The organism is Streptomyces sp. R41, assembly GCF_041053055.1.
Lineage (GTDB): Bacteria > Actinomycetota > Actinomycetes > Streptomycetales > Streptomycetaceae > Streptomyces.
Map to the genome: position 1 here is coordinate 402,564 of NZ_CP163443.1, position 25,793 is coordinate 428,356.

20 protein-coding genes and 1 pseudogene are annotated in these 25,793 nt (G+C 70.6%); 10 read left to right on the forward strand and 11 right to left on the reverse strand.

Going from position 1 to position 25,793, the window contains the following annotated elements; genetic code table 11:
• Positions 1-108: 108 nt before the first annotated feature.
• The 3 genes from AB5J53_RS02020 to AB5J53_RS02030 all read right to left on the reverse strand — a co-directional run bounded on the left by AB5J53_RS02020 (position 109) and on the right by AB5J53_RS02030 (position 3,472).
• Positions 109-936: a LuxR C-terminal-related transcriptional regulator gene (locus tag AB5J53_RS02020; protein ID WP_369243921.1), complete on the reverse strand. Its 828-nt coding sequence runs from the start codon at positions 934-936 to the stop codon at positions 109-111.
• A gap of 18 nt (positions 937-954) precedes the next feature.
• Positions 955-2,703 (reverse strand): AAA family ATPase, encoded by a 1,749-nt coding sequence (locus AB5J53_RS02025; RefSeq protein ID WP_369243922.1) that lies wholly within the window; start codon positions 2,701-2,703, stop codon positions 955-957.
• Between the two features lie 253 nt (positions 2,704-2,956).
• Positions 2,957-3,472: a pep a2 gene (locus AB5J53_RS02030; protein ID WP_369243923.1), complete on the reverse strand. Its 516-nt coding sequence runs from the start codon at positions 3,470-3,472 to the stop codon at positions 2,957-2,959.
• A 304-nt stretch (positions 3,473-3,776) separates the two neighbouring features.
• On the opposite strand from AB5J53_RS02030, the pseudogene AB5J53_RS02035 reads away from it, so the two are divergent.
• The 5 genes and pseudogenes from AB5J53_RS02035 to glgB all read left to right on the forward strand — a co-directional run.
• A pseudogene (locus AB5J53_RS02035) lies at positions 3,777-3,968 on the forward strand (DUF5133 domain-containing protein); the annotation flags it as partial.
• 85 nt (positions 3,969-4,053) lie between these two features.
• Positions 4,054-6,033, forward strand: a complete 1,980-nt coding sequence (locus tag AB5J53_RS02040; RefSeq protein ID WP_369243924.1) for an alpha-1,4-glucan--maltose-1-phosphate maltosyltransferase — start codon at positions 4,054-4,056, stop codon at positions 6,031-6,033.
• A complete protein-coding gene (treS, locus tag AB5J53_RS02045) occupies positions 6,030-7,751 on the forward strand; it encodes a maltose alpha-D-glucosyltransferase (RefSeq protein ID WP_369243925.1) in 1,722 nt (573 codons plus the stop codon). Before AB5J53_RS02040 ends, treS begins: the two co-directional genes overlap by 4 nt.
• A 54-nt stretch (positions 7,752-7,805) precedes the next feature.
• The gene (locus AB5J53_RS02050; RefSeq protein WP_369243926.1) at positions 7,806-9,179 is read left to right on the forward strand and encodes a maltokinase; all 1,374 of its coding nucleotides are present in this window, start codon (positions 7,806-7,808) and stop codon (positions 9,177-9,179) included.
• Between the two features lie 59 nt (positions 9,180-9,238).
• The gene (gene glgB / locus AB5J53_RS02055; RefSeq protein WP_369243927.1) at positions 9,239-11,467 is read left to right on the forward strand and encodes a 1,4-alpha-glucan branching enzyme; all 2,229 of its coding nucleotides are present in this window, start codon (positions 9,239-9,241) and stop codon (positions 11,465-11,467) included.
• Between the two features lie 147 nt (positions 11,468-11,614).
• On the opposite strand, the gene AB5J53_RS02060 is transcribed toward glgB, so the two are convergent.
• On the reverse strand, positions 11,615-13,042 hold the full coding sequence (locus AB5J53_RS02060) for a M1 family metallopeptidase (protein WP_369243928.1): 1,428 nt from the start codon (positions 13,040-13,042) through the stop codon (positions 11,615-11,617).
• Between the two features lie 412 nt (positions 13,043-13,454).
• Between AB5J53_RS02060 and AB5J53_RS02065 the strand changes: the two genes are divergently transcribed.
• Together AB5J53_RS02065 and AB5J53_RS02070 are read left to right on the forward strand one after the other, a co-directional pair.
• Positions 13,455-14,348, forward strand: a complete 894-nt coding sequence (locus AB5J53_RS02065; RefSeq protein ID WP_369243929.1) for a Gfo/Idh/MocA family protein — start codon at positions 13,455-13,457, stop codon at positions 14,346-14,348.
• Positions 14,349-14,479: 131 nt separating this feature from the next.
• Positions 14,480-15,445, forward strand: a complete 966-nt coding sequence (locus tag AB5J53_RS02070) for an ATP-dependent DNA ligase (protein ID WP_369243930.1) — start codon at positions 14,480-14,482, stop codon at positions 15,443-15,445.
• A 55-nt stretch (positions 15,446-15,500) separates the two neighbouring features.
• On the opposite strand, the gene AB5J53_RS02075 is transcribed toward AB5J53_RS02070, so the two are convergent.
• The 4 genes from AB5J53_RS02075 to AB5J53_RS02090 all read right to left on the reverse strand — a co-directional run bounded on the left by AB5J53_RS02075 (position 15,501) and on the right by AB5J53_RS02090 (position 18,883).
• Positions 15,501-15,869 carry a DUF6479 family protein gene (locus AB5J53_RS02075; protein WP_369243931.1) on the reverse strand — a complete coding sequence of 123 codons (369 nt, stop codon included), beginning with the start codon at positions 15,867-15,869 and terminating at the stop codon, positions 15,501-15,503.
• A gap of 78 nt (positions 15,870-15,947) precedes the next feature.
• Entirely contained in the window at positions 15,948-16,766 is an 819-nt protein-coding gene (locus tag AB5J53_RS02080; protein WP_369243932.1) for a methyltransferase domain-containing protein, read from the reverse strand.
• A gap of 37 nt (positions 16,767-16,803) precedes the next feature.
• A complete protein-coding gene (locus AB5J53_RS02085; RefSeq protein WP_369243933.1) occupies positions 16,804-18,138 on the reverse strand; it encodes an MFS transporter in 1,335 nt (444 codons plus the stop codon).
• Positions 18,139-18,271: 133 nt separating this feature from the next.
• Positions 18,272-18,883: a LysE/ArgO family amino acid transporter gene (locus AB5J53_RS02090; RefSeq protein ID WP_369243934.1), complete on the reverse strand. Its 612-nt coding sequence runs from the start codon at positions 18,881-18,883 to the stop codon at positions 18,272-18,274.
• A 66-nt stretch (positions 18,884-18,949) separates the two neighbouring features.
• Here AB5J53_RS02090 and AB5J53_RS02095 point away from each other — a divergent pair, with 66 nt between their 5' ends.
• Together AB5J53_RS02095 and AB5J53_RS02100 are read left to right on the forward strand one after the other, a co-directional pair.
• On the forward strand, positions 18,950-19,870 hold the full coding sequence (locus tag AB5J53_RS02095; RefSeq protein WP_369243935.1) for a LysR family transcriptional regulator ArgP: 921 nt from the start codon (positions 18,950-18,952) through the stop codon (positions 19,868-19,870).
• A 192-nt stretch (positions 19,871-20,062) separates the two neighbouring features.
• A complete protein-coding gene (locus AB5J53_RS02100) occupies positions 20,063-22,591 on the forward strand; it encodes a SpoIIE family protein phosphatase (protein ID WP_369243936.1) in 2,529 nt (842 codons plus the stop codon).
• Positions 22,592-22,616: 25 nt separating this feature from the next.
• Here the strand turns inward: AB5J53_RS02100 and AB5J53_RS02105 are convergent, their stop codons facing one another.
• Together AB5J53_RS02105 and AB5J53_RS02110 are read right to left on the reverse strand one after the other, a co-directional pair.
• Complete coding sequence (locus tag AB5J53_RS02105; protein WP_369243937.1) at positions 22,617-23,603, reverse strand: aldo/keto reductase; 987 nt, start codon at positions 23,601-23,603, stop codon at positions 22,617-22,619.
• Between the two features lie 71 nt (positions 23,604-23,674).
• Positions 23,675-24,340, reverse strand: coding sequence for an NUDIX domain-containing protein (locus tag AB5J53_RS02110; RefSeq protein ID WP_369243938.1), 666 nt, complete (start codon positions 24,338-24,340; stop codon positions 23,675-23,677).
• Between the two features lie 107 nt (positions 24,341-24,447).
• Here AB5J53_RS02110 and AB5J53_RS02115 point away from each other — a divergent pair, with 107 nt between their 5' ends.
• The gene (locus tag AB5J53_RS02115; RefSeq protein ID WP_369243939.1) at positions 24,448-24,801 is read left to right on the forward strand and encodes a hypothetical protein; all 354 of its coding nucleotides are present in this window, start codon (positions 24,448-24,450) and stop codon (positions 24,799-24,801) included.
• Between the two features lie 67 nt (positions 24,802-24,868).
• Here AB5J53_RS02115 and AB5J53_RS02120 read toward each other — a convergent pair whose 3' ends face one another.
• Positions 24,869-25,741 carry a universal stress protein gene (locus tag AB5J53_RS02120; protein ID WP_369243940.1) on the reverse strand — a complete coding sequence of 291 codons (873 nt, stop codon included), beginning with the start codon at positions 25,739-25,741 and terminating at the stop codon, positions 24,869-24,871.
• Between the last annotated feature and the right edge of the window lie 52 nt (positions 25,742-25,793).

Consider the following 25,793-nt stretch of genomic DNA (forward strand, 5'->3'; position numbering starts at 1 on the left):
TGCTCCAGTCTCCCTCTGATGGGTTCGATGCGCCTGTTCTAGTCCGGCTCCTCGCTACGCAGATATCCGTGCCCGCCACCCAGCTCGCCCCGGGCGGCTACCTACCTTTCAGCGGCCGGGCAACATGCCCAGCTCCACAGCACGGGCCGCGGCCTGACGTCGGGTGCGGACACCGAGTTTGTCCAGTACGGCGGAGACATGGTTGTCGACCGTGCGCACCGACACCACCAGCTTGTCGGCGATCTCCGGGTTCGTCAGCCCTTCCGCGAGCAGCCCCATGACCTGCGCCTGGCGTTCCGTGAGACCGGCGGGGTTCTCCCGGGTCACCGCGAGCGGGCCCCGTGGGATCCGGCGTAGCCCGAGCGCGCGCAGCTGCCCGCGGACCAGACGGGCGAGCGGCTCCGCGCCCAGGCCGTCCAGAGCGGCGAGCGCGGTGAGCTTGTCGTCCGGGTCCGGGCTCTCGGCGAGGGCGGCCGCATGCTCGTACGGGCATCCCGCCGCGTCCCAGGCCCGCGCCGCCTCGCGCCAATGACCCGCGGCCTGCAATGCGTACGGATGCTTCGAACCGTCCGCCCGAACCGGATGCCCGGCCTTGGCGAGCCAGTAGCCGAGCTCGGCCCGGTGCGGCACGGAGGCCAGCCGACAGGCTTCGGCGAAGACAGGGCCCGCGGCCGCGACCACCGCGGGGTGGTCGCCCCGCAGCCACGCCGACTCGGCCTGGGCCGCCGCGACCGGTCCGGTGCGCTGGAGTTCGCTGCTCCGCTCGGCGATCTCCCAGGCCTGTGCGAGCAGTTCGTCGCCGCCACCGCTGCCGCGGCGCACCCGCACCCGGGCCAGCACCGTCAGCGCGGGGCAGCGGGCGGGCACGAAATCGTGGGCGCCGAGCTCGGCGTACTTCTCGGCGTCGTCCCAGGCACCGGCGGCGAGTCGGCGCATGGCCAGCTCGACCTGGAGTTAGCTGAGGAAGCCGAGGTGCTCCGCCCGGTCCGCCAGGTCCATGGCCGGTGCCAGAAAACGGTCCGCCTCCGCGTAGTCGAGGTTTTCGAGCAGGGTCCAGATGATGTTGGCGTAGGCCCGGCAGGCGTGCTCGACCTCGCCCGCCCCGAGGGCCACCTTGAGGCTCTCCTCCAACTGGGTCCGTCCCAGCGGGTCTCCCGCCCTCCAGCGGGCGGCGCCGACGTTGTTCAGGGCATGGGCGAGGATCTCCAGGTCTCCCGCCCGGCGGGCCAGATCGATGGCACGCTCACCGAAAGCGACCGCCTGGGCGTGCCGGTCGGACAGCATGTGCAGCTGGGAGGTGTTGCTGAGGGCGAGCGCGAGCAGCCGGTCGTCCCCGGCTTCTTCCAGCACCGCGATGGCCTCCCGCGCGGCCTTCCGGGCCTCCTCGGCGTCACCGGCCCACCAGTGGATTCTCGACAGCCACCGCAGATCCGCGCCGAGTGCCCGCGCGTCTCCCAGGGACCGGCGCAGCTCGACCGCCTCCCGCTCCGCGAGGACCGCCGCCCCGGAGTCCGCGATGGTGTAGCCCTCCACCGCGTAGCGTTCGAGCAGGTCTGCGCGTTCGGCCGGGTCGAAGCGCTTGCGCTGCCTCAGCACGAGGCGCAGGTGCGCGGCAGCCTCGCGGTGCGCACCTGCGCGGGAGGCGTCGCGTGCGGCATTGGGCCCGTGACGCGCGATCGCCTCCTCGTCGCCCGCCTCGGCGGCGTGGTGGACGATCCGGGACACGTCGCAGTCCGGTGTGGCGACGAGCGCGGCGAGCACGTACCGGTTCAGCTCGATCCGCCGTGCGGCGGGGAGGGAGTCGGCGACGGCACGGCGGATCAGCTCGTGCCGGAAGCCCACCCGTTCCGGGGTGACGACCAGCAGGCCGCGCTGCTCGGCGGCCGTCAGCGCGGTCACGCCTTCCGCCAGCAGCGCGTTGACCAGCGGGAGTTCCACCGCCGACGGCACTACGGCGAGCTGTTCCAACGCGTCACGAGTGCCGTCGTCCAACCCCCGCAGACGGGCCAGTACGGCGTCCACGACCGTTGGCGGTACGCCGCCGGTACCGCCTGCCGCCACCACCTCGGCGACGAAGAAGGGGTTGCCCGACGTCACCTCGTACACCTCGGCCGGATCCAGTCGGCTGGCGGAGCTCAGCCGGCGTACTGCCGCGGCGGAGAGCCGGTTCAGCGGCAGGCGGTGCACACGCTCGGCACGGGACACCTGTCCGAGCAGATGGCGCAGCGGATGTTCACGGCCCAACTCGTCGTCCCGGTACGTCAGGACCAGCACGGCCGGGAGCCGCTCCACCCGGCGGACGAGGAACCGCAGGGCGTCGAGCGACGCCTCGTCCGCCCAGTGCACGTCCTCGACGACGAGTACCGCAGGATGCGGCGCCGTTCTCAGTTCGGCGCGCAGGGCGTCGTACACCCGATGACGGTCGCCACCCTCGGTGAGCGCCCGGGCAAGGTCCGGCCCGACGCTTCCCACGAGGTCACGGAACGGCCCGAGCGGCCGTCGCGTCGCGAGGTCGTCGCACTCGCCCAGCAGCACGCGTGCCGCGGCGGGCAGCACCTTGGGCAGGGCCTTCACCAGGCTGGACTTGCCGATGCCGGCCTCGCCGAAGACGAGCGCGACGGACCCGGCGCCGTCGGCCGCTTCGCGCGCGGCGGCAGCCACCTGGGCGAGCTCGCGGTCGCGTTCGAGGATCCCCCGATCCACGGCGCCATTGTGGCACGCACCGCGCTGCCCGGCGGGGGCTCCGCGAACTCGCCGTGGTGCGATGTGATGCGCAGACGTACGAGAGTCGCCGAACGCGTCGATCAGAATGCGATCGACGCGTTCGGCGACTTGGGTGAACGGGGCGAAGTCGGTGCCCTCGCCGTCGATGGCCGCGCCCAGTGGCTCGGGGTGCCCGTTCCCGGTGCGTACCCGGTCACCGCGGGGCGCTCACGGCCTCGATGTCGTCAGGGGATCACCCGACGGCGGCGACAGCCTCTGTATCGTCACGGAGGCCGGCGAGCGCCGGCTCCGGCAGCGGTGCCTCGCGGGGCGCCTGGCGCGCCTCCTGCAGGCTGGGAACGGGTGCGGCCGGCACGAGCGGCGCGTGTTCGGCGGCCCGGGCGCGCCACGAGAACCAGATGATCTTGCCGCCGGCGCCTGTGGCGCAGCAGCCCCAGCCGTCACTCAGCGCGGCGATCTGGGCCAGGCAGCCCTGCGGCGCGTTGTGCGGGCGGATGTCCTGGTTGTTGTCCGAGACGGCGGCGATGAGGTGCTGGCCGTTCCACCACATCTCGATGGTCGTGTTCTTGTCGGCCGCGTGCTCCTCGATGGTGTGGAGCAGCGCTTCGGCACAGTGGCAGACGGACTCGACGAGAATCTCCAGGTTCCAGTACCGGAGGTGCGCGGCCAGAATGCGCCTGACCTGTCCGACCCGTTCCGGGCTGACCTCCACGTCGAGGTGGTAGTAGCAGGGCACTGCAGGTTTCATCGTCGTTGGCTCCTCACGGCGAAGCTCCCGCTTCTCCTCGCCCTCGCGGGCCGAGCCCCGATCACAAAGCGTGAGCACTGATCGCTTCTGAGTCAGTCCCAGAGTGAGAGCACTACTCCATTCGTGCAACACGAGAGCGCCCCCCAATGTGGTTGAAGACCCAACAAGACGCTCGGTGGCCGTGCGGGCACCATGGGTGAGGGCTCTGACTTTCGTAACGGATCGGTGCCCCTGCGTGCACGGCCCTCACCCGCCATCCCGGCCAGCCGTGCGCGGTCGAGAGAGTGGGAAGGTGACCAGCGTGATGCTGCTGCCTGCCAAAGCCGAGGTCGCCAGGCATCTGGAGCGGTACCGGGCCTGGGAACGCCTGCTGCTCGCGGCCCCCGCCGACCACGTCGTGCGGGGCAACTTCGAGAACACCGGGTACACCCTGTGCGTCCTGATGGGGAAGCGCTGCGCGCGGGAGGCCGCGGACGCCGCCGAGCACTATCTGCGGGATGTCCCGGCACGGTTCTGAAGCGCAGGTGGGGCTCACGGACGTGAACCACAAGTGGGGCTCGAGGACGGCGGAGGCGAAACGCATGGACGCAATCCCGGACACCGACCGCATCCCGATCGTGGATGTCCGCCCGGTCGTCGAGTGCGGCGGTCGGCCCGCGAAGGCGGTCTCCGGCGAGACCTTCCAGGTCACCGCCACCGTCTTCGGCGAAGGCCAGGACGCCGTCGGCGCCAATGTCGTGCTGCGCGATCCGAGCGGCGGCCTCGGCCCGTGGACGCCCATGCGTGAACTCGCCCCCGGCAGCGACCGCTGGGGCGCCCACGTCACACCGGGAGAAGTGGGCCACTGGACCTACCTGGTGGAGGCGTGGAGCGACCCTGTCACCGCCTGGCGCCGTTCCGCCGAGATCAAGGTCCCGGCCGGCATGGACACGGAACTGGTCCTGGAGGAGGGCGCCGCTCTGTACGAGCGGGCCGCCGCCGGGGTACCGGACACAGCGGGCAGGGACGCGGTGCTGGCCGCCGCGAACGCCCTGCGCGACGAGTCGCGGCCACCGGCCGCCCGTCTCGCGGCCGCCCTGACCCCGGAGGTGGACGCCGCCCTCGCGGAGCACCCGCTGCGCGAACGCCTCACCCGCTCGCTGCCGTTGCCCCTGCTCGTGGAGCGGGAGCGGGCGCTGTACGGCTCCTGGTACGAGTTCTTCCCGCGCTCGGAGGGCAGCCCGGAGCATCCTCATGGCACGTTCCGTACGGCGGCCGAACGCCTGCCCGCGATCGCGGAGATGGGCTTCGACGTCGTCTACCTGCCCCCGATCCATCCCATCGGCACGACCTTCCGCAAGGGCCCCAACAACAGTCTGTCCGCGGGCCCGGACGACGTCGGTGTGCCCTGGGCGATCGGTTCCCCGGAGGGCGGCCACGACGCGGTCCACCCGGACCTGGGCACGATCGACGACTTCGACGCGTTCGTACGCCGGGCCGCGGGCCTCGGCCTGGAGGTGGCCCTCGACTTCGCGCTCCAGTGCTCCCCCGACCACCCGTGGGTGGAGAAGCACCCCGAGTGGTTCCACCACCGGTCGGACGGCACGATCGCGTACGCCGAGAACCCGCCGAAGAAGTACCAGGACATCTACCCGATCGCCTTCGACAAGGACATGCCGGGCCTGATCGCCGAGACCGTACGGCTGCTGCGTTTCTGGATGGACCACGGCGTACGGATCTTCCGCGTCGACAATCCGCACACCAAACCGGTGGTCTTCTGGGAGCGGATCATCGCGGAGGTCAATCGCACCGACCCCGATGTGGTCTTCCTGGCGGAGGCCTTCACCCGGCCCGCGATCATGCACAGGCTCGCGGCCATCGGCTTCCAGCAGTCGTACACCTACTTCACCTGGCGCGACACCAAGGAGGAGCTGACCGACTACCTCACCGAACTCTCCGGCGAGGCGGCCGCGTACATGCGGCCCAACTTCTTCGTCAACACCCCCGACATCCTGCCCGGCTACCTCCAGCGAGGCGGGCGCCCGGCCTTCGAGGTACGGGCGGTGCTGGCCGCCACCCTCTCGCCGGCGTGGGGGATGTACGCCGGATACGAGCTGTGCGAGAACACCCCCGTCAAGGAGGGCAGTGAGGAGTACGTCGACTCCGAGAAGTACCAACTGCGGCCGCGCGACTGGGAGTCGGCCGAGCGCGAGAGCAGGACGATCGCACCACTGATCACCCGGCTGAACCGGATCAGGCGGCGTCACAGGGCCCTGCACGAGCTGCGGAATCTCCGCTTCCACGAAACGGACAACGACGCCCTCATCGCGTACAGCAAGCGCACGGGCGACGACACGGTCGTGGTGGTGGCGAACCTCGACACTCAGCACCCCCAGGAGGCCACGGTCTCGTTGGACATGCCGCAACTCGGCCTGGACTGGCACGAGTCCGTGCCCGTGCGCGACGAGCTCACCGGCGAGACCTACCACTGGGGCAGGGCCAACTATGTGCGTCTCGAGCCAGGCGGTGCGCATGTGCTCGCCATCGGCCCCTCACCGCGGATCGGAGGGTCACCCGCATGATGGTCAACGAGCCCGTCCCGGATACGTTCGAGGACACACCGGCCAGGGACCGCGATCCCGATTGGTTCAAACGTGCCGTCTTCTACGAGGTCCTGGTCCGCTCCTTCCAGGACAGCAACGGCGACGGCGTCGGCGACCTCAAGGGCCTGACCTCCCGGCTCGACTACCTGCAATGGCTCGGTGTCGACTGTCTGTGGCTGCCTCCGTTCTTCAAGTCCCCCCTCAGGGACGGCGGGTACGACGTCTCCGACTACACCGCCGTCCTGCCCGAGTTCGGTGACCTCGCCGACTTCGTCGAGTTCGTCGACGCGGCCCACCAGCGCGGCATGCGCGTCATCATCGACTTCGTCATGAACCACACCAGCGACCAGCACCCGTGGTTCCAGGAGTCCCGCACCCACCCGGACGGCCCCTACGGCGACTACTACGTCTGGGCCGACGACGACAAGCAGTACCAGGACGCCCGGATCATCTTCGTCGACACCGAGGCCTCCAACTGGACCTTCGACCCCGTCCGCAAGCAGTACTACTGGCACCGCTTCTTCTCCCACCAGCCCGACTTGAATTACGAGAACCCACGGGTCCAGGAAGAGATCCTGGCGGCACTCCGCTTCTGGCTCGATCTGGGCATCGACGGCTTCCGGCTCGACGCCGTGCCGTACCTCTACCAGGTGGAGGGAACGAACTGCGAGAACCTCCCCGCCACCCATGACTTCCTGAAGCGGGTCCGCACCGAGATTGACGCCCTTTACCCGGACACGGTGTTGCTGGCGGAGGCGAACCAGTGGCCGGAGGACGTGGTCGACTACTTCGGCGACTTCCCCTCCGGCGGCGACGAGTGCCACATGGCCTTCCACTTCCCCGTCATGCCGCGCATCTTCATGGCCGTACGCCGCGAGTCCCGCTACCCGGTGTCGGAAATCCTCGCCAAGACCCCGGCCATCCCGTCCGGCTGCCAGTGGGGCATCTTCCTGCGCAACCACGACGAGCTGACCCTGGAAATGGTCACCGACGAGGAACGCGACTACATGTACGCGGAGTACGCCAAGGACCCGCGCATGCGCGCCAACATCGGGATCAGGCGAAGGCTCGCCCCGCTGCTGGACAACGACCGCAACCAGATCGAACTCTTCACCGCCCTGCTGCTGTCCCTGCCCGGCTCACCGATCCTCTACTACGGCGACGAGATCGGCATGGGCGACAACATCTGGCTCGGCGACCGGGACGCCGTGCGCACCCCGATGCAGTGGACCCCCGACCGCAACGCCGGCTTCTCCTCCTGCGACCCGGGCCGCCTGTTCCTGCCCACGATCATGGACCCGGTCTACGGCTACCAGGTCACCAACGTCGAGGCGTCCATGTCGTCGCCCTCCTCGCTGCTGCACTGGACCCGCCGCATGATCGAGATCCGCAAGCAGAACAAAGCCTTCGGCCTCGGCTCCTACACGGAACTCCAGTCCTCGAACCCGGCGGTCATCGCCTTCCTGCGCGAGTACAAGGACGACCTGGTCCTGTGCGTCCACAACTTCTCCCGCTTCGCCCAGCCCACCGAACTGGACCTGCGGGCGTTCAACGGGAGGCACCCGGTCGAGCTGATCGGCGGAGTGCGTTTTCCGGCCATCGGTGAGCTGCCGTACTTGCTCACCCTCGCAGGCCACGGCTTCTACTGGTTCCGACTGCGTCGCGCAGTCGCGCCCAGCGCCACCAGGCGCTCTTGACCTGTGCCTCCGTGTGTTCCCGCAGTCCGCCTGCCTCTGAAGGGACGTGTCGCCATGGCGAAGACCGCGCTGCACCGTCCGAGCGGCCTCGGCCCCGCTCCGCTGCTGACCTCGCTCGCAGAGCTGCTGCGCGCGTGGCTGCCGCGGCAGCGCTGGTTCGCGGGCAAGGGCAGGCCCGTCACGGATGTGACCCTGGTGTCGACGACCGAACTGTATCCAGGGTGCCTGCACCTGCTGGTCCGCACCGAGCACCTCGGCCCCCCGGCCCACGGCGGCCCGGGCACTCCCCCACCCGACGACTGCTATCAACTGCTCCTCGGCATAAGGAATGTCCTGCCGCCGCGTCTCGCCCATGCCGCCATCGGCCGGGCGAGCGCGGGCCCGCTGGCGGACCTTGTGGTGTACGACGCCTTCCACGACCCCACGGCGGCGGGACTGCTCCTGGACCGCCTCCGCAGGCCGGGCACGGCGGGTCCGCTGCGTTTCGAGCGCGACACACGCGTGACGGTGCCCGCCGGTCTCGCTCCGCGTCTCCTCGACGCCGAGCAGTCCAACTCCTCGCTCGTGTACGGGGATTCGTTCATCCTGAAGGTCTTCCGCCGCGTCCAGCCCGGGGTCAACCCGGACCTGGAAGTGCCCTGGGCGCTGGCCCGTCAGGGCTGCACCCGCGTACCCGCTCCCGCCGCGTGGTTTCGGACCTCACGGCCGCAGGAAGCGACGCTCGGAGTTCTTCAGCCGTTCCTGCGCGAGGCCGCCGACGGCTGGACGCTGGCGCTCGAATCCCTTGCCTCGGGACGGGAGTTCACCAACGAGGCGTACGAACTGGGCCGGGCGACCGCGGAGGTGCATCTGGCACTGGCCTCGGCGTTCCCCATAGGCGTGGCAAGTCCACCCCAGAACACGCTACTTGCCACCGCGATGAGCGAGCGGCTCGACGCCGCGGTCCGTTCCGTTCCAGAACTCGGTCCGCACGCGGACGGGTTGCGGTCCGCCTTCGACGCACTCGCGGCCCTCGACACGGCGGTCCGCCCCGCCCAGCGCATTCACGGCGATCTCCACCTCGGCCAGGTGCTGCGGGCCGGACAGCAGTGGTCCGTCATCGACTTCGAAGGCGAGCCCGCCCGACCGCTCACCGAACGCCGACGCGTCCAGTCCCCCGTACGCGATGTCGCGGGCATGCTGCGCTCCTTCGACTACGCGGCCCGCTCCCGCCATCCGTGGCGTCCCGAGTGGGCACAGCGCTGCCGCGAGGCCTACTGTGCGGGCTATGCCGCCGAGGCGGAATGGGACCCGCGCGAGGAACCCGAGCTGCTGCGCGCGTACGAGACGGACCGAGCCGTCTACGAAGTGCTGTATGAGGCGAGACACCGTCCTGACTGGCTGCCCGTGCCGATGGCGGCGGTCAGACGTCTCGCCGAACGCCAGTGAAGGCCATTCGACCGCGACACCCCACACGCTCCCTTTCCCCTCACGAGGAGGCTGAAGCCGTGACAGTCCGCACCGCACCGGTCAGCGTACGGCCGGCCACTTCCGCTTCGCTGGACCCGACGGACCGGGGGCGCCTGCTGTCGGGGGCACATCACGATCCTCACGCGCTGCTCGGCGCGCACCCGGTGCCTGGCGGCATCGTGTTCCGCGCGCTGCGTCCATACGCCCAAGCCGTGGCCGTGGTGGTGAACGGGCTGCGCACGAAGCTGGACGACGTGGGCGACGGCCTCTTCTCCGGCGTACTGCCGCTCGACGCGATCCCCGAGTACACGCTGTCCGTGACGTACGACGGCACCGATTTCGAGGCGCAGGATCCGTATCGTTTCCTGCCCGCACTGGGCGAACTCGATCTGCACCTCATCGGCGAAGGGCGGCACGAGGAGCTGTGGAGCGCGTTGGGCGCCCACCCGATGACCCACGAGGGCGTGACCGGCACCCGCTTCACGGTGTGGGCCCCGAACGCGCAGGGCGTCAGGGTCTGTGGGGACTTCTGCCACTGGGACGGCAACACGGGATTCCCGATGCGGTCGCTGGGCTCCTCCGGGGTGTGGGAGCTGTTCCTTCCCGGCATCGGTGAGGGCACGCTCTACAAGTTCGACATCACCCGCCCCGACGGTACGCGCACGCTGCGCGCAGACCCGATGGCCCGCCGCACGGAGGTGCCTCCGGCGACGGCCTCGATCGTGACGGAGTCCTCATACGTCTGGGAAGACGCCGAGTGGATGGCGGGTCGGGCGGAGTGCTCGGTGCACGAGGTCCCGTTCTCGGTCTACGAGGTGCATCTGCCGTCCTGGCGGCCCGGGCTGACGTACCGCCAGCTGGCAAATCAACTCCCCTCCTACGTCTCGGACTTGGGCTTCACCCACGTGCAGTTCATGCCGGTGTCCGAGCATCCCTTCGGCGGGTCGTGGGGCTATCAGGTCACCGGGTTCTACGCCCCCACGGCCCGGCTGGGCACCCCGGACGACTTCAAGCACCTGGTCGACGCGCTGCACCGGGCCGGGATCGGCGTGCTGATGGACTGGGTGCCCGCACACTTCCCGCGCGACGACTGGGCACTGGCCGAGTTCGACGGACGGCCCCTGTACGAGCACGAGGACCCGCTGCGGGCCGCGCACCCCGACTGGGGCACCCTGGAGTTCGACTACGGACGCCGCGAGGTGCGCAACTTCCTGGTCGCCAACGCGGTGTACTGGTGCGAGGAGTTCCACATCGACGGGCTGCGGGTGGACGCGGTCGCCTCCATGCTCTACCTCGACTACTCCCGCGAGCCGGGCCAATGGGTCCCCAACGAACACGGCGGCCGGGAGAACCTCGACGCGGTCGCCTTCCTCCAGGAGATGAACGCCACCGTCTACCGCCGCAACCCCGGAGTCGTGACCATTGCCGAGGAGTCCACGGCGTGGGACGGCGTCACGCGGGCCACCGACCACATCGGCCCCGGTGGCTTCGGGGGTCTTGGCTTCGGGCTGAAGTGGAACATGGGCTGGATGCACGACTCGCTGGACTACGTGGCCCATGAGCCCATCCACCGCAAGTACCACCACAACGAGATGACCTTCTCGATGGTGTACGCCTACAGCGAGAACTACGTCCTGCCCATCTCGCACGACGAAGTCGTCCACGGCAAACGCTCACTCGTGTCGAAGATGCCCGGCGACTGGTGGCAGCAACGCGCCACCACCCGCGCCTACCTCGGCTTCATGTGGGCCCACCCCGGCAAACAACTCCTCTTCATGGGACAGGAGTTCGCCCAGGGCGCCGAATGGTCCGAGGCACACGGCCCCGACTGGTGGCTCCTCGACCCCGCCTACAGCGCCGAACCCGACCACCGCGGCGTGCGCGACCTCGTCCGCGACCTCAACGGCATCTACCGCCACACCCCCGCCCTGTGGCAACAAGACACCCAACCCGCCGGCTTCGCCTGGATCACCGGCGACGCCGCCGACGACAACGTCTTCGCCTTCCTGCGCCACGCCGCCGACGGCACCCCCCTGCTGGCCCTCTCCCACTTCTCCCCCGTCGTCCGGCACGGCTACCGGCTCGGCATCCCCGAAGACATCCCCGCCTGGCACGAAATCCTCAACACCGACACCGCCCGCTACGGCGGCAGCGACGTCCTCAACCCCGACCCCATCAAACCCGAACCCCACGCCGCCCATGGCCGCCCCGCCAGCATCCAACTGACCCTGCCACCCCTGGCCACCATCTGGCTGCGACCCGCCTAAGTTTTTCGCCCCCGCCGCCCCTCCCCATTCCCGCACCTGGGGGCTGCGCCCCCAGACCCCCCTGGGTTGTCCTTTGACTGCGGGACCGTGGGGGCTTGTCGCGCAGTTCCCCGCGCCCCTTACGGGGCGGCGGGGCGAAGAAACCGCTCACGGCGACGACGGCTTGCCTGCTGTGGCGATCCATGTGTGGAACAGGCCGTCGAGGTCCTTGTCGGACTCTCGTTCGCAGAGGCGGATGAACTGGGCCGTGGTTCCGTGACCGTCACGGTGCTCGGTGGCCCAGGCGCGCAGGATCCGGAAGAACACGGGATCGCCGACGGCCGTACGCAGCTTGTGCAGGGCCATGGCCCCCCGCGAATAGACAGGCGTGTCGAAGATGTGCGCCCCGCTGCCGGGATCGGCGGGAGGGAAGGCCCACAGATCGCTGCTCGCCGGACTGGCGTACAGGGCGTCGAAGGTCTTCTGTGCGCTCTTGCCCCCGTGCTGCTCGGCATAGAGCCACTCGGCATACGTCGCGAAGCCCTCGTTGAGCCAGATGTCCTTCCAGGTGGTGAGGGTGACGGAGTCCCCGAACCACTGGTGGGCGCTTTCATGGACGAGGGTGCTCAGGTCCGGCGCCGAGTCGTAGACGGGCCGGGTCTGGGTCTCCAGCGCGTAGCCGACCTGGGGCGCCCGGTCGACGATGGACCCGGCGGCTCGGAACGGGTAGGGGCCGAAGACCTTGCTCTCCCAGGCGAGCACGGAGGGCAGTTTCTTCAGGACCGGCGCGGCGGCGGCGGCCTCGCGCGGGTCGACGGCGTTGTAGACCTTGAGGCCGTCCGGGGTGGTGTACTGCTCGACCTTGAACTTTCCTACGGTCGCTGTGGCCAGGTAGGCCGCCATCGGTTCGGACTGCCGCCAGCGGAAGGTGGTGCGGCCGTGGGTGGTCTTCTGCCCGAGGAAGACGCCGTTGGCCACGGCGGTGCGCCCCTTGGGGACGGTGAGCGTGAAGTCGTACGACGCCTTGTCCTTGGGGTGGCTGTTGGCGGGGAACCACGTCATGGCGCCCTGCGGTTCACCCGCCACGAACGCGCCGTCGTCGGTGGGAATCCACCCGTCGAGGGAGCCGTCGGGATCGGTGACCGGTTTGGGCGTGCCGGAATAGGTGACGGTGACGCGGAACTCCTGCCCCTTGCACAGGGCGTCCCGTGGGGTGACCACGAGTTCCTGTCCGTCGCGACGGAAGGTCGCCTTCGCGTGGTCGACGGTGATGCCCGTGACCTTCAGCCCTTTGAAGTCGAGGTCGAAGCGGGTCAGTCGCTGGGTGGCCCGTGCGGTGATGACGGCCTTGCCGTCCAGGTGGCGGCTCTGCGGGTCGTAGCCGAGCGTCAGGTCGTAGTGGTGGACGTCGTAGCCGCCGTTGCCCGCGAGGGGGAAGTACGGGTCTCCCGCGCCGGAGGAGCCTCCCGTCCCGGCCGTGGCCGGTCCGGCCGCGGCGAGCAGGGCCGCTAGGGCGACGGGGACCGCGGCGACAACGGCTTCTCGGCGAAGGACAGTTGTGCGTCTGGCGGCGGCCTGATGGGGGCGTGGCGTCACGTTCGCTCCTCCGGTCGATGGAGACACTCACGGGTCCATGGGTGAGCACTCGTAGGCCAGTGGTGGTCATTCACGGGTCAACGGTGATCACGCGCGCTCAGCCTATGAGCCACCTCGCCCGACGGCCCCCTCAATCAGGTCAAGTTACGCCGAGCCTGGAACACCGGCGAGCGCGCCGAGGAGTTCGGGTCCGGTCCGGCAGGGGGCCGACCTTCGTGGACGGCCTTGTCGAGAAACCAGGGCAGCGGCCGAGGGTGCTCCCCTGGTCCTCCGCCCGGTCCCGGTGCCCGCCCCCAAGCCAGGTGCGTCAGGCACTCTCCGTCTCGAAGACCACACCCCCTGGCCGATGACCCCGACATCGTGGTGAAGTTCGTCCACGTCCAAGCCCCGCACCCCGCAGAGGAGCATTCTCGTGACCGGAACTTCGCAGGCCTGGCCCCATGCACCGGTCAGGGTCGGGCTCGTCGGTGCGGGTCCGTGGGCGCGCGCCGTGCACGCGCGCGTGCTCGCCGCGGGGCCCGAGACGCTGCTGACGTCGGTGTGGGCCCGCCGCCCCGAGGCGGCCCGCGAAACGGCGGCGCCCTACGGTGCCGGCGTCGCCGCGACCTTCGAGGAGCTGCTCGACGGCTGCGAGGCGGTCGCCTTCGCGGTTCCGCCCGCCGTGCAGGCGGAGTTGGCGGCGCGTGCCGCGAAGGCGGGCAAGGCCCTGCTCCTGGAGAAGCCGATCGCGCTGGACCTGCCGTCGGCCCAGCGGCTCGTGGACGCCATCGACACCGCCGGTGTCGTCTCCCAGCTGGTCCTGACGAACCGTTACCACCCGGTCACCCGGCAGTTCCTGAAGGCCGCGCAAGGCCTCGACGCCGTGGGCGCACGGTCCTGCTGTCTGAACGGTGCTTTCCTGGGCGGCGACTTCGCGACCCCGTGGCGTCTCGAACACGGTGCTCTTTTGGACCTGGGGCCGCACATTCTGGACCTGCTGGACGCGGCCCTGGGGCCCATCGCCCGTGTGCGCGGCGCCGGAGACGTGCGCCGTTGGATCGAGCTCACCTGCGAACACGAGAGCGGCGCCGTGAGTCAGGCGTCCCTGTCGGGGTCGGTCGAGCTCGAGCGCGGCATCACGCGGGTCGAGCTGTTCGGCCGGCACCCCGAGCTCGTGTTCGACAGCGGCGCACTCGACCACGAGGAGTCCTGGCCCGTACTGCGCCGGGAGTTCGCCACCGCCGTACGAACGGCGCAGTCGGACACGCTCGATGCCCAGCGAGGGCTGTATCTGCAGACCCTCATGGCCGGGGCGTTCGAGAGCTAGGCCTGTCGTCGAATTCCCGCCTGCCTCGCGACGCCGTGCACGCACTCTCGCCGCCCCGGAACGCGACGCCGTTCAGGCGAAACGGCGGGCCGGGGTGCGTGGGCGCCCGAGGGTGTGTCGACAACACAGCTGTGAGACTGCCGCTGATCGCTCCCATGCTCGCCACACCGGGCACCCTGCCGCCCGCCGGGCAGGACATGCGCTGGTCGTACGAGACAAAGCACGACGGGCAGCGTGCCGTGGTCTATCTGCCCGGTGACGGCAGCGTGCTGCTGCGTGCCCGGTCGGGGGAGGACATCACCGCCGCGTACCCCGAACTCCGTTCCCTGGGCGGTGTTCTCGGCACGACCCCGGCGATCCTGGACGGGGAGGTCCTGGTCCTCGACGAGCAAGGGCGGGGTGACTTCCAGCTCCTGCAGTCCCGTATGGGGCTGGCCCGGTCTCCGGGCAAGGCGGCTCGTCGTGCGGCGGAGGCGCCCGCGCATCTCGTCCTGTTCGACGTCATGTACTTGCGGGGCGATCTGACGGGGCTGCGCTACACGCGCCGGCGGCAGGAGTTGGAGGGGCTCGCGCTCAGCGGTCCGTTCTGGTCGACGCCGTCCGCGCTCGTCGGCCATGGGGAGCTGGCCTTGCGGGCGACTCGCGAGAGCGGCCTGGAGGGGCTGGTCTGCAAGCGGTTGGACTCGGTGTACGAGCCCGGGGTGCGCTCACGCGCCTGGATCAAGATCCGCAATGTACGCACCGTGGACGTCATCGTCGGCGGCTGGGTCCCCGGCAAGGGGCGCCTGTCGGGGCTGCCCGGCGCCGTCATCGTGGGACAGCGTGAGGCGGGGCGGCTGCGCTACGTCGGGAGCGTGGGGACCGGCTGGAGCGAGGCCGAGCGATCGGAACTCGCCCGGCTCCTGCGGGCCGCCGAGACCGACCGTTGCCCCTTCGACAACGTCCCGCGCGTGGCCGGAGCGCACTGGGTGGTGCCCCGGCTGGTCGGCGAGGTCCGGTACAGCACCCGCACCCGGGCCGGGCTGCTGCGACAGCCGTCCTGGCTGCGCCTGCGCCCCGACCTGGCCCCGGAGGACTCCGCGGCGGACCTGCCCTAGTGCGTACGTACGACATGACCGCCCCGCGGGGCGGTCATGTCCTGCCGCGGCCCGGTCACGTCCTTCCGGGACCGCCGCTGCCGAAGGAGCCGCTGGATCCGGGGACCCAACGCTTTCGATGCTGGTCGTCGGCGTGCCTGCTCCCCGCGGCATGGAGGTTGTACGGCATCAGCCGCTCGCTCTCCTCCGCGGCGTGCGGTACTTCGTCGGGTTCCCGCATCTCCCGTTCTTCATGGACTGCTCCGGTGTCGGGCAGCCTGGGCTGCTCCTCCGGAAGGGGCGGGGGTGACTCCTTGCGCCGCACCCTGATGCCCAGGAAGACGGCCCAGACGAGCGCACCCGCGATGAAGAGGCCACCGACAAAGGCGGCAACCGCGTTCACCGTGTGGTTCGCTGCGATCAGTTCAAAGCTCGCGGTGTTCATTGTGCTCGTGTACCCCCAATACAAGGGGAAACCTGAGTGGTGTCTCCGTCAGCGACGGCCCATCCATTGTATTCCGGTTCATTCCGGACGGTGCGCCACGGCTCCGAACATGGTCACCGACATGTGCAGGGCGCCTTGGGCGGCGGCCTCGGTGAGGTCCGCGTACAGGCGGTCGCGCTGGGCCTCGGTGATGAGGGCACGGCGCAGCGCCGACTCGCCCAGCATGCGGATCAGCGGCCAGGCGACCGATGTGTGGTCCTGGAGCAGGGCCTGCGATCCCCGGTCGTCGATCACCAGACCGGCCGCCGTCAGCCGGCCGACCAACTTGCGTCCTGAGTACGGGTCCGCGGCCGCGGACAGCGCGCCGGAGGTGAGGCCCGCGACGGTCTCGGGGTCGCCGGGGTGCAGGATCGTGGTCGCCCAGTCGGTGTCCAGGAGGGCGACCCGCCCGCCGGGGCGCAGCACACGCGCGATCTCGGCGACGGCTTTTCCCGGTTCGAGCAGGTGCTGGAGCACCCGTTCGCACCACACCACGTCGACGCAGGAGTCGGGCAGAGGCAGGGTGAGCGCGTCGCCGTCCACGAAGCGGGCCGCGCTGCCGGCCTCGGCCGCCCGCTGTGCGGCCACGGCACGCAGTCCGGGGTTCGGCTCGATCCCGAGTGCCTCACCCTGCGGAGCCACGGCGGCCGCCAGTTGCCGGGTCTGCGATCCGGTGCCGGAGCCGATGTCGATCGCCCGTTCTCCGGGCCGCGCAGCCAGCGCCGCATGCGCCCACGCCCGCAGCCGTCGTACACCGTCATTGACGTCCTGCGCATCGAGCACCGCCGCCAGCCGTGCGGCGCTCTCGGCGGTGATGTTCCGCGCGTGGAATTGCGAGGTAGGTCGTGTGTCCCCCATGCGGGTCACTCTAGGACCGGCACGGCCGCCTCCGGAGTCAGATCGTGTAACGCCTCAGGGCCGGTGTGGCGGCGGCCAGACCCAGCACGGCGGCGATCACCAGCAGCCCGCCGCCCGCGACCGCGGTGCGTGCCCCGAGGACGGAGCCGACCGTGCCGTGCAGGACGTCGGCGAGGCGCGGACCGCCCACGACGACCACCGTGAAGACGCCCTGCATCCTGCCGCGCATCTCGTCGGTGGCGGCGGACAGCAGGATGGCGCCGCGGAAGACCATGGAGACCATGTCGGCGACGCCGGCCGCGGCAAGGAAAGCCACCGCTACCCACAGGCTGGTGCTGAGCCCGAACCCCGTGATGGCGGCACCCCATGCCGCGACCGCGACGATGACCATGAGGCCGTGTCTGCGGGCGCGGGAGAAGGTACCCGACATCAGCCCGCCGATCACGGCGCCGATGGGGATCGCCGCGAACAGCAGGCCGAGCGCGAGCCCTTCGCCGTAGGGCGCGTAGGTCTGCGCGGCGAGCTGCGGGAACAGGGCGCGGGGCATCCCGAAGACCATGGCGATGATGTCGGCGAGGAAGGACAGCAACAGCACCTTGTGCACCGAGATGTAGCGGAAGCCGGCGACGACCTCGCGCCATCCCGCCCGCTTGGCCGCCGATTCCGTCAGGGGCGGCAGGGCGGGCAGCCGCACCACCGCCCACACGGTCACACACAGGGCGAGCGCGTCGATCAGATAGAGCTCGGGCAGGCCGATGACGGGGATGAGCGCGCCGGCGAGCAGCGGTCCGGCCACCAGGCCCGTCTGCATCACGGTCGAGCCGAGGGCGTTGGCCGCGGGCAGTTCGTCCGCCGGGACCAGCCGGGCGATGGAGGCGTTGCGGGCCGGGGAGTTCAGGCCGAAAAACGCCTGCTGGAGGGCGAGCAGCACCATCAGGACGAGTACCGAATCGAGTCCGGTGACCGCCTGTATCCAGAAGAGCAGCGAGGTGACGGCTATGCCGCTGTTGGTGATGAGGAGCAGTTTGCGCCGGTCCATGCTGTCGGCGATCGCACCGCCCCACAGCGCGAACACCACGAGAGGCAGCAGACCGGCGAGGCTCGCGTAGCCGACCCAGGCCGAGGAACCGGTGATGTCGTAGATCTGCTTGGGCACGGCGACGGCGGTGAGCTGGCTGCCCACCGCCGTGACGATCGTGGAGGACCACAGGCGACGGTAGGCGGGGCGGCGCAGCGGCCGGGTGTCCATCGTCCAGCGGCGCCAGCCGCGCCGGTTCACCCGCTCCGGCCCGGGTGTCCCGTCGTGATCCGCGGGGGTGCTGTCCGTGCTGCTCTCGCTCGTGTCCACGCTCGTCCTGGCTGCTCGATACATCTTTCGGTTCAGGGATCACTATGGCCGAGTGGGAGCGGAACGCGTCCCTGGGGTATCGGACTTGTGCGCCAGGCGCAGGACGTCACGAGCTTGCCCGCCCCGCGTACGACGCCTCGGGCACCGGCGACCGCTCTCAGGATCCGGCGATCAGCATGGCACCCATCGCGATCATCGTCGTGGCGACCAGGCCGTCCAGCACGCGCCACGACGAGGGCCTGGCCAGGAAGCGACTGAGCAGCCGGGCGCCGAAGCCGAGCGCGACGAACCAGCACACGCTGGCCAGGGCCGCGCCCAGTGCGAAAGTCCAGCGCAGCGCGCCGCGGTCGGCCGCGATCGAGCCGAGCAGGAACACGGTGTCGAGGTAGACATGCGGGTTGAGCCAGGTCAGCGCCAGGCACGTGAGCACGGCGCGGCGCCGCGAGCCCGTCGACACGCTCGCCGCTTGGAGTACCGAGGGCTTGAGCACCCTGCGGGCGGCGAGGAATCCGTACACGAGGAGGAATCCGCCACCGACCAGTCCGACCGCGGTGAGTGCGGCGGGCCAGGCCACGACCACCGCGCCGACACCGCCGACGCCCAGCGCGATGAGCACCGCGTCGGACAGGGCGCAGATACCCACCACGGCGAGTACCGCGTCCCGGCGGATGCCCTGACGCAGTACGAACGCGTTCTGGGCTCCGATGGCGACGATGAGGGAGAGGCCAGTGCCGAATCCGGCGGCCGCAGTGGTCAGGGCGTCTGTCATGACACCGACGCTAGAAAACTGATCGCCGAGAGTACAGCTAAAGATTCTTACGTATCATTAGCGTTCATGAAGACAGAGCTCCCCCTCGACCAGGTGCGCACCCTGCTCGCGGTGGTCGACGAGGGCACCTTCGACGCGGCGGCCGCCGCGCTGCATGTGACGCCGTCGGCGGTCAGCCAGCGCGTCAAGGCGCTGGAGCAGCGCACGGGCCGGGTTCTGCTGGTGCGGACGAAGCCGGTGCGGGCGACCGAGTCCGGCGAGGTCGTGGTGCGCTTCGCGCGCCAACTGGCCAGGCTGGAGGGCGACGCGCACGCCGAACTCGGCATGACCGGTTCCGGGGAGCCGACACGTCTGTCGATCGCCGTGAACGCCGACTCGCTGGCCACCTGGTTCCTGCCCGCGCTGGCCCGCGTACCGCAGGAGCTGCGGCTCTGTTTCGAACTGTCCCGCGAGGACGAGGACCACACGGCTGCCCTGCTGCGCGAGGGAGCGGTGATGGCGGCGGTGACGTCGTCGCCGGACCCGGTGGCGGGCTGCTCCGTGCGCGCCCTCGGCCGGATGCGGTACCTGCCGGCGGCGAGCCCGGGGTTCGCGGAGCGGTGGCTCGGCCACGGGACGCACACGCCCCTGCGCGACCTGATCGCCGATGCTCCGGTAGTGGCCTTCGACCGCAACGACGACTTCCAGGACGACTTCGTCCGCACCCTGCGGGCCGGTCCCGGTGCGAGCGCGCTACGGCACCTCATGCCCACGTCGGAGGGGTTCGTGGACGCCGTCGTGGCCGGAATGGGCTGGGGCATGGTGCCCGAGGCGCAGGCCGAAGCACTGCTGCGCACCGGGCGATTGGTCCATCTCGCACCGGATCGTGGCGTCGACGTTCCGCTGTTCTGGCAGCAGTGGAAACTCGACTTCCCGGCGCTCGCGGCAGTGGCCGACGTCGTGGCGGCCGTCGCCGCCGAGACGCTCGCCGCCGCACCGGGTTCTTGAATCACCTCGCTCCCGGGCGGCTCCCGAACGGCGTACGACCCGGTATCTTCGCGCTGGGGACAGCCGAGCGCGGCCGCGACGAGCGGCTCGCGCGACACCGTGCTCCGGAAGGCGTCGAGGTGCGGTCAGGGGCCTGAGAGGCGCATTCTTGCTGTGTTACCCCCCTGGCGGTGGGCGGACGAGGGCAGACCGATGACTGGGAGCGCCGAGCTCGAGGACCGGGCGCTGCAAAGCCTGGCCGCCCTGCTCAGCGGCGCCGTAGCGGACGCGATGCGGGCGGCCCGCGGCTTCGCCGGCGGCGTTTATCTGCGCTCGAGCACACCCGGACTGCTCAGGCTGGCCGTGCTCGCGGGGCTGCCGGGCAAGCTGTTCCGCCCCTGGTGGCGCATGCACATGGACCGTCCCTTCCCCGTCGCCGACGCCCATCGGCTCGGCGTGGAGGTACTGCTCACCGACGCCACGGAGACGATGCGCCGCTACCCGCAACTCGCCGCGGGGCTGCCGTTCCAGTTCGGCTCGCTGTACGTGCCGGTCGTGGGTGCCTCGACGCCGTTCGGCGTCCTGACGGTGTTGCGGCCGCCGGCCTCGGACGCCACCGAGGTACTGCCGGATCGTGACCGCATGACCGCGGTGGCGGAGGAACTGGGTGCAGCTCTGGCGACGCTGGACAAAGCCGGACCCGGCGTCCTCTGGGACGGGGAGCCGATGTGCACGCGGCCACCGGCCGAGGGCCCTTCGTCGCGGTGTGTAGGGGGGTTCACCTGGGATCCCGCCGATGGCACGGTCATGGCGGACGACGCCTTGTGGACCCTGCTCGGCACCAGTCGCGAGGGCTTCGCCGGAACGCCGGAGGCCTTGGCCCGCGCAGTCACCCGCGACGATCCCCGCCTGCTGCTGGCCGCGCTGCGCGAGACGGCCGCCGGACGGCCGCCGCCGCACCCGCTACCGGTGCACACCGCGGACGGCGGACTGCGGCTGCTGGAGCTGTGGACCTCGGGTGCGGCGCCCGCCCCGCCGTACCGAGTCAGCGGCGTGGTCGTCGATCCGGGCCCGGGACCGGCGGCGGACTGCGCGGCCGATCTGCTTCCGGAGGGCGTTTTCGCGGTCGACCGGCTCGGACTGATCACGTACGCCAATCCGCGCGCCGCCGAGTTGCTCGGCCGAACGCGCACGGAGCTGCTGGGGCGGCCGCTGTGGGAGGCGGTGCCCTGGCTGGACCGGCCGGCGTACGAAGATCATCTGCGTGGGGCGCTGATCTCGCCGGATCCGGTGCAGTTCCAGGTCAGACGCCCGCGAGGGAGCAGAGACGAGGTGCCTTTGGGACGCACGGGAGGCGCCTGGCTCTCACTGTCCGTCTACCCCGGTGCCAGCGGCCTGACCTGCAAGATCGTGTCGATGGGTCGGGCCGCGGACACCGCTGAGGCCACCCCGTTCGACGCGAGGGTGGAGGCCGAAGAGACCGACGTCGACGAGCCCGTGACCGGTCTCCCGACGACACCGCCGCAGTACCGGCCCATCGTCCTCGCCATCGCGCTGTCCGAGGCGGTGACGGCCCGCCAGGTGTCCGAGGTGGTGATGCGAGAGCTGCTGCCCGCGTTCGGCGGACGCCGCCTCGCCATCTATCTGCTCCAGGACCGGCGCCTGTACCTGGCCTGGGAAACCGGCTTCCCACAGGGGTTCCTCGCCCCGTTCGACGGGGTGGGTCTGGACGCCAAACTGCCCGGGGTCGAGGCACTCACCGGTGGCCGCCCGCTCTACTTCGAGTCGATGCAGCAGCTGGCGGCCACCTATCCAGGCATCCCGATGGACGCCGCGGAGGGGGCTCGGGCGTTCCTGCCGCTGATCGCCTCGGGACGGCCGGTCGGCTCCTGCATCCTCGGCTTCGACCGCTCCCGCGGCTTCAGCACAGAGGAGCGTACGGTGCTGACGGCGCTCGCCGGACTGATCGCGCAGGCTCTGGAACGTGCCCGGCGCTACGACAACGAGGCCGCCCTCGCCCGCGGGCTCCAGGAGGCCCTGCTGCCGCACCGCCTGTCGGCGCACCCGTTGGTGAAGACGGCCGGGCGGTACCTGCCCGGCACCCTGGGCATGGACGTGGGCGGCGACTGGTACGACGTCGTCGAGGCCGGCGACGGCCTTGCCCTGGTCATCGGCGACGTGCAGGGGCACGGCGTCCAGGCGGCGGCCACCATGGGCCAACTGCGCAGCGCGGTACGGGCGTTCACGCTCGGGGACCACTCCCCGGACGAGGTGATGAGCGGCACCAACCGGCTGCTCATCGGCCTCGATCCGGGTCAGTTCGCCAGTTGCTGCTACGTCAGGCTCGACCCGGTCACAGGCGTCGCCCGAGCCGCCCGGGCCGGGCATCCGCAGCCCCTGCTGCGCCATCCCGACGGCCGCACCGAGGTCCTGGACCTGCGCGGCGGGGTGGTACTCGGGGTGGACCCGCAGGCCCGGTATCCCGTCACCGACCTGCTCCTCGAACCCGACGCCGTCCTGGCCCTCTACACGGACGGCCTGGTCGAGCGCCCCGGCACCGACATCGACGAGGGCATCGAAACCCTCCGCACGACCCTGTCCCGCGCGGGCACCCCGGGCAGCCCCTCCCTGTCCCGTGCGGCCGACCTGCTCACCGCGGAGGCCCGGCAGGCCACCGAGCGCCCCGACGACATCGCGCTTCTCCTCACAAAACGCCGGTCTCCCAACGACAGCGACAAATAGGCGTCCAGCAGAGCTCCCCGAGTCCTCAGTGCGCCGCGTCGAGCCGGGCCCGCTGATCCGGCGTCAGTTCGAGCTCCACCGCGGCCAGGTTCTCCTCCAACTGCGCCACGGAGGATGCCCCGGCCAGCGGGATCACCGGCAGCTCCGCCCCGATCTGCCAGGCCAGCACCACCTGGTTGGGGCTCGCGCCCGTCTCCTTCGCCACGTCCCGCAGCACGGCGAGCCGGGCGGGGGTACCCGGGTGGTCGTAGTCGGACGGCAGTGGCTTGTCCTGCCGTACGTAGGCGCCGGTCAGCAGCGGCGAGTAGGCGACCAGGGTCAGGGCGGGCTCGGCCTTCAGGTAGCTGAGCAGCTCCCCGGTCGCCGCACCGAGGTTGCCCTCGGGGAAGAGTCCGCTGGGCACGTCGGCGCGGGGCCGCAGGAGGCTGTGGTGGTACTGCAGCACCTCGTAGCCGGGCAGTCCCGCAGCCGCGGCGAGTGCGCGGGCCCGCTCCACGCGCCACAGGGCGTGGTTGCTCACGCCGAGCAGCCCGACGCTGCCCTCCGCGACGAGCTCGCCGAAACCCTCCACGGTCTCCCGCGGTGCGACGGTCCGGTCCTCGATGTGCGCGTACAGCAGATCGATCTTCTGCACACCGAGCCGTTCCCGGCTGCGCTCGGACGCCTCGCGGATCACCTTGGCGGACAGACCCTCGGGGTTGTCGATGTAACCGGTGCCGGGGGCCAGCGGCCGCGCGCCCAGCTTTGTCGCGATGACGATCTCGTCGCCGATGCCGCGGCTGCGCCGCCAGCGTCCGAGCAGCGCCTCGCTCTGCCCGCCCTGGCTGTCGTCGGTCCAGAAGGCGTAGTTGTCGGAGGTGTCGATGAAATTCCCTCCGGCCTCGACATAGCGGTCGAGTACGGCGAAGGAGGTCTTCTCGTCCGTCCGTGAGCCGAAGAGCATCGCGCCGAGTGCGAGCACGCTCACCTCACGGCGGGTCCTCGGGTCGGTGCCGATCGTGCGGTACTTCATGGTGTCCCTCCCGTTCGGGCCCGAAATCCGCGGGCCTGAACAGGAGTCTGGAACTTGAAGTGCTCTTCAAGTCAAGCCTTCTTGAACGGTCCTTCCAGGGCCGCCCACTGCAACAGCATGATCGTCTTCGCGTCGGCGATCTCCCCGGTGCGGATCATGTCGAGGGCGCCGCGGAAGGGCAGTTCGACGATCTCGATGTCCTCGCCCTCCTCGTCCAGCCCGCCGCCCTCGTGGGTACGCGTGGAAGGACCGTACGAGGCGGCGTAGAAACTCACCCGCTCGGTGACCGAGCCGGGGCTCATATAGACGTCGAAGACATGGTGGACCGCGCCGACGGTGTGCCCGGTCTCCTCGATGACCTCACGCCGCACGGCGACCTCGGGATGCTCGTCCTCCTCGTCGAGCAGCCCGCCCGGTGTCTCGATCAGCATGCCGTCGGGGTGCCCGTTGACGTACACGGGATAGCGGAACTGCCTGGTCAGCAGCACGGTTTCGCGTTCGGCGTCGTACAGGAGGAGGGTGGCTCCGTTGCCGCGGTCGTGCGTTTCGCGCTCCTGGGTGCTCCAGGTGCCGTCGGCGTGCCGGAAGTCGAAGGTGGTGGTGCGCTCCACGTACCAGTGGCAGGACAGGAGTTTCACCTCTCGGACCTTGACCCGGGGGTTGCCGGTCAGGTCGCGGCCGACGCGGTCGAGTCCGGTCCGGCCTCGGCGGTCCGGGGTGTCGATGCCCGCGGTCATCGCGCGCCGACCGGACGGGAGCGGGAGAAGTCGTTCATGGCCACTGTCTACCATCCCGAACCGAATACCGAGGCCACAGCGGGGCTTCACCCGTCTAGGCTCACGGCATGGAACAGACGGAGATCATCCTGCGCGCCATCGGCGTCCTCACCGAGACCAACGCGATGGTGCGCAGGATCGCCCAGGACGAGGACGCCGAGGTCGAGTCGACCGAGACCCAACTCGGCTCGCTCGTCACGGAGGTGTTCCCCCGCGTCGAGGTGCCCGCCGACGCCGGACCCGCCGAGGCGGGCCAGGCCGTCGCGGACGCCTACCTGCCCGCCACCATCTCGCTCGTGGGCGCCTTCGCGTTCCTCTTCTCCGAGCTCGCCGACCTCCACGACTCCGGACGGACCGACATCAAGACGGCCGACCTGCTGCAAGACCTCGCCCTGCGGATGTCGAGGGCGGACAACTCCTAGGAATCAGTCGTGCACGAGCCTGCCCGGCGGCCCGGTCATACGGCGCGGGGCCGCCCGCACCCCCCCCTCAGGAGTGTGGAACCACCGCCACCGGACAGGGCGCGTGATGCATCACCGCGTGGGCCACCGAACCGATCCGTGCCCCCACCGCCGAACGCTGGGCGCGGCGGCCGACGACCATCAGCTGGGCCCGGTCGGCCAGCGACAGCAGTACCTGCCCGGCGCTGCCCATCTCGACGTGCTGGGTGACCGGCACGCCGGGGAAGCGCTCCCGCCACGGCTGGAGCGCTTCGGCGAGTGCCTTCTTCTCGTACGGCTCCAGGCCCCCGGCCTCGTCCAGCAGCTTCAGCGAGCCCGGGCTGTAGGCGAACACCGGCGGCAGGCTCCACGCTCGTACGGCGCGCACCCCGGCGCCGCGTGCCGCCGCGGTCTCGAACGCGAACCGAAGGACGGCCGCGCTGTCGTCCACACCGCCCTGCTGGCCCACGACGATCTCCCGGCCCCCGGCTTCGGACGCGGCGCGGTCATCGGCCCGCACCAGCACGACCGGACACGGCGCCTCGGCGATCACCTGCTGTCCGACGGAACCGAGCAGGAAGCCGACGATCGTGCCGTATCCATGGGATCCGAGGACCAGTGTCCCGGTCGTCGCGGCCTCGGTCAGTAGCGAGTCGACGGCCGCGCCGTCCAGGGCCTCGGACGTCACCGGCAGGTCCGGGTGCCGCTCGGCTACGGTGCGGGCCGCGTCCTGCACCATGTCCCGCGCCCAGCGCGCGTGATCGTCCCGGTCTCCGCCGCGGAGCATCTCGTGGTGCGGCCACTGCCAGGCGTACACCACGCGCAGGGGCAGCCCGCGCCGGACGGCTTCCCTGCCCGCCCAGGCCAGCGCGGCCCGGCTCTCGGGGGATCCGTCCACGCCCACGGTGATCCGGTCGGTCATGCGCCTGCCTTCCCGTCGCCGGCTCGCCCGCAGTGCCGGCCTCGCCCATGCT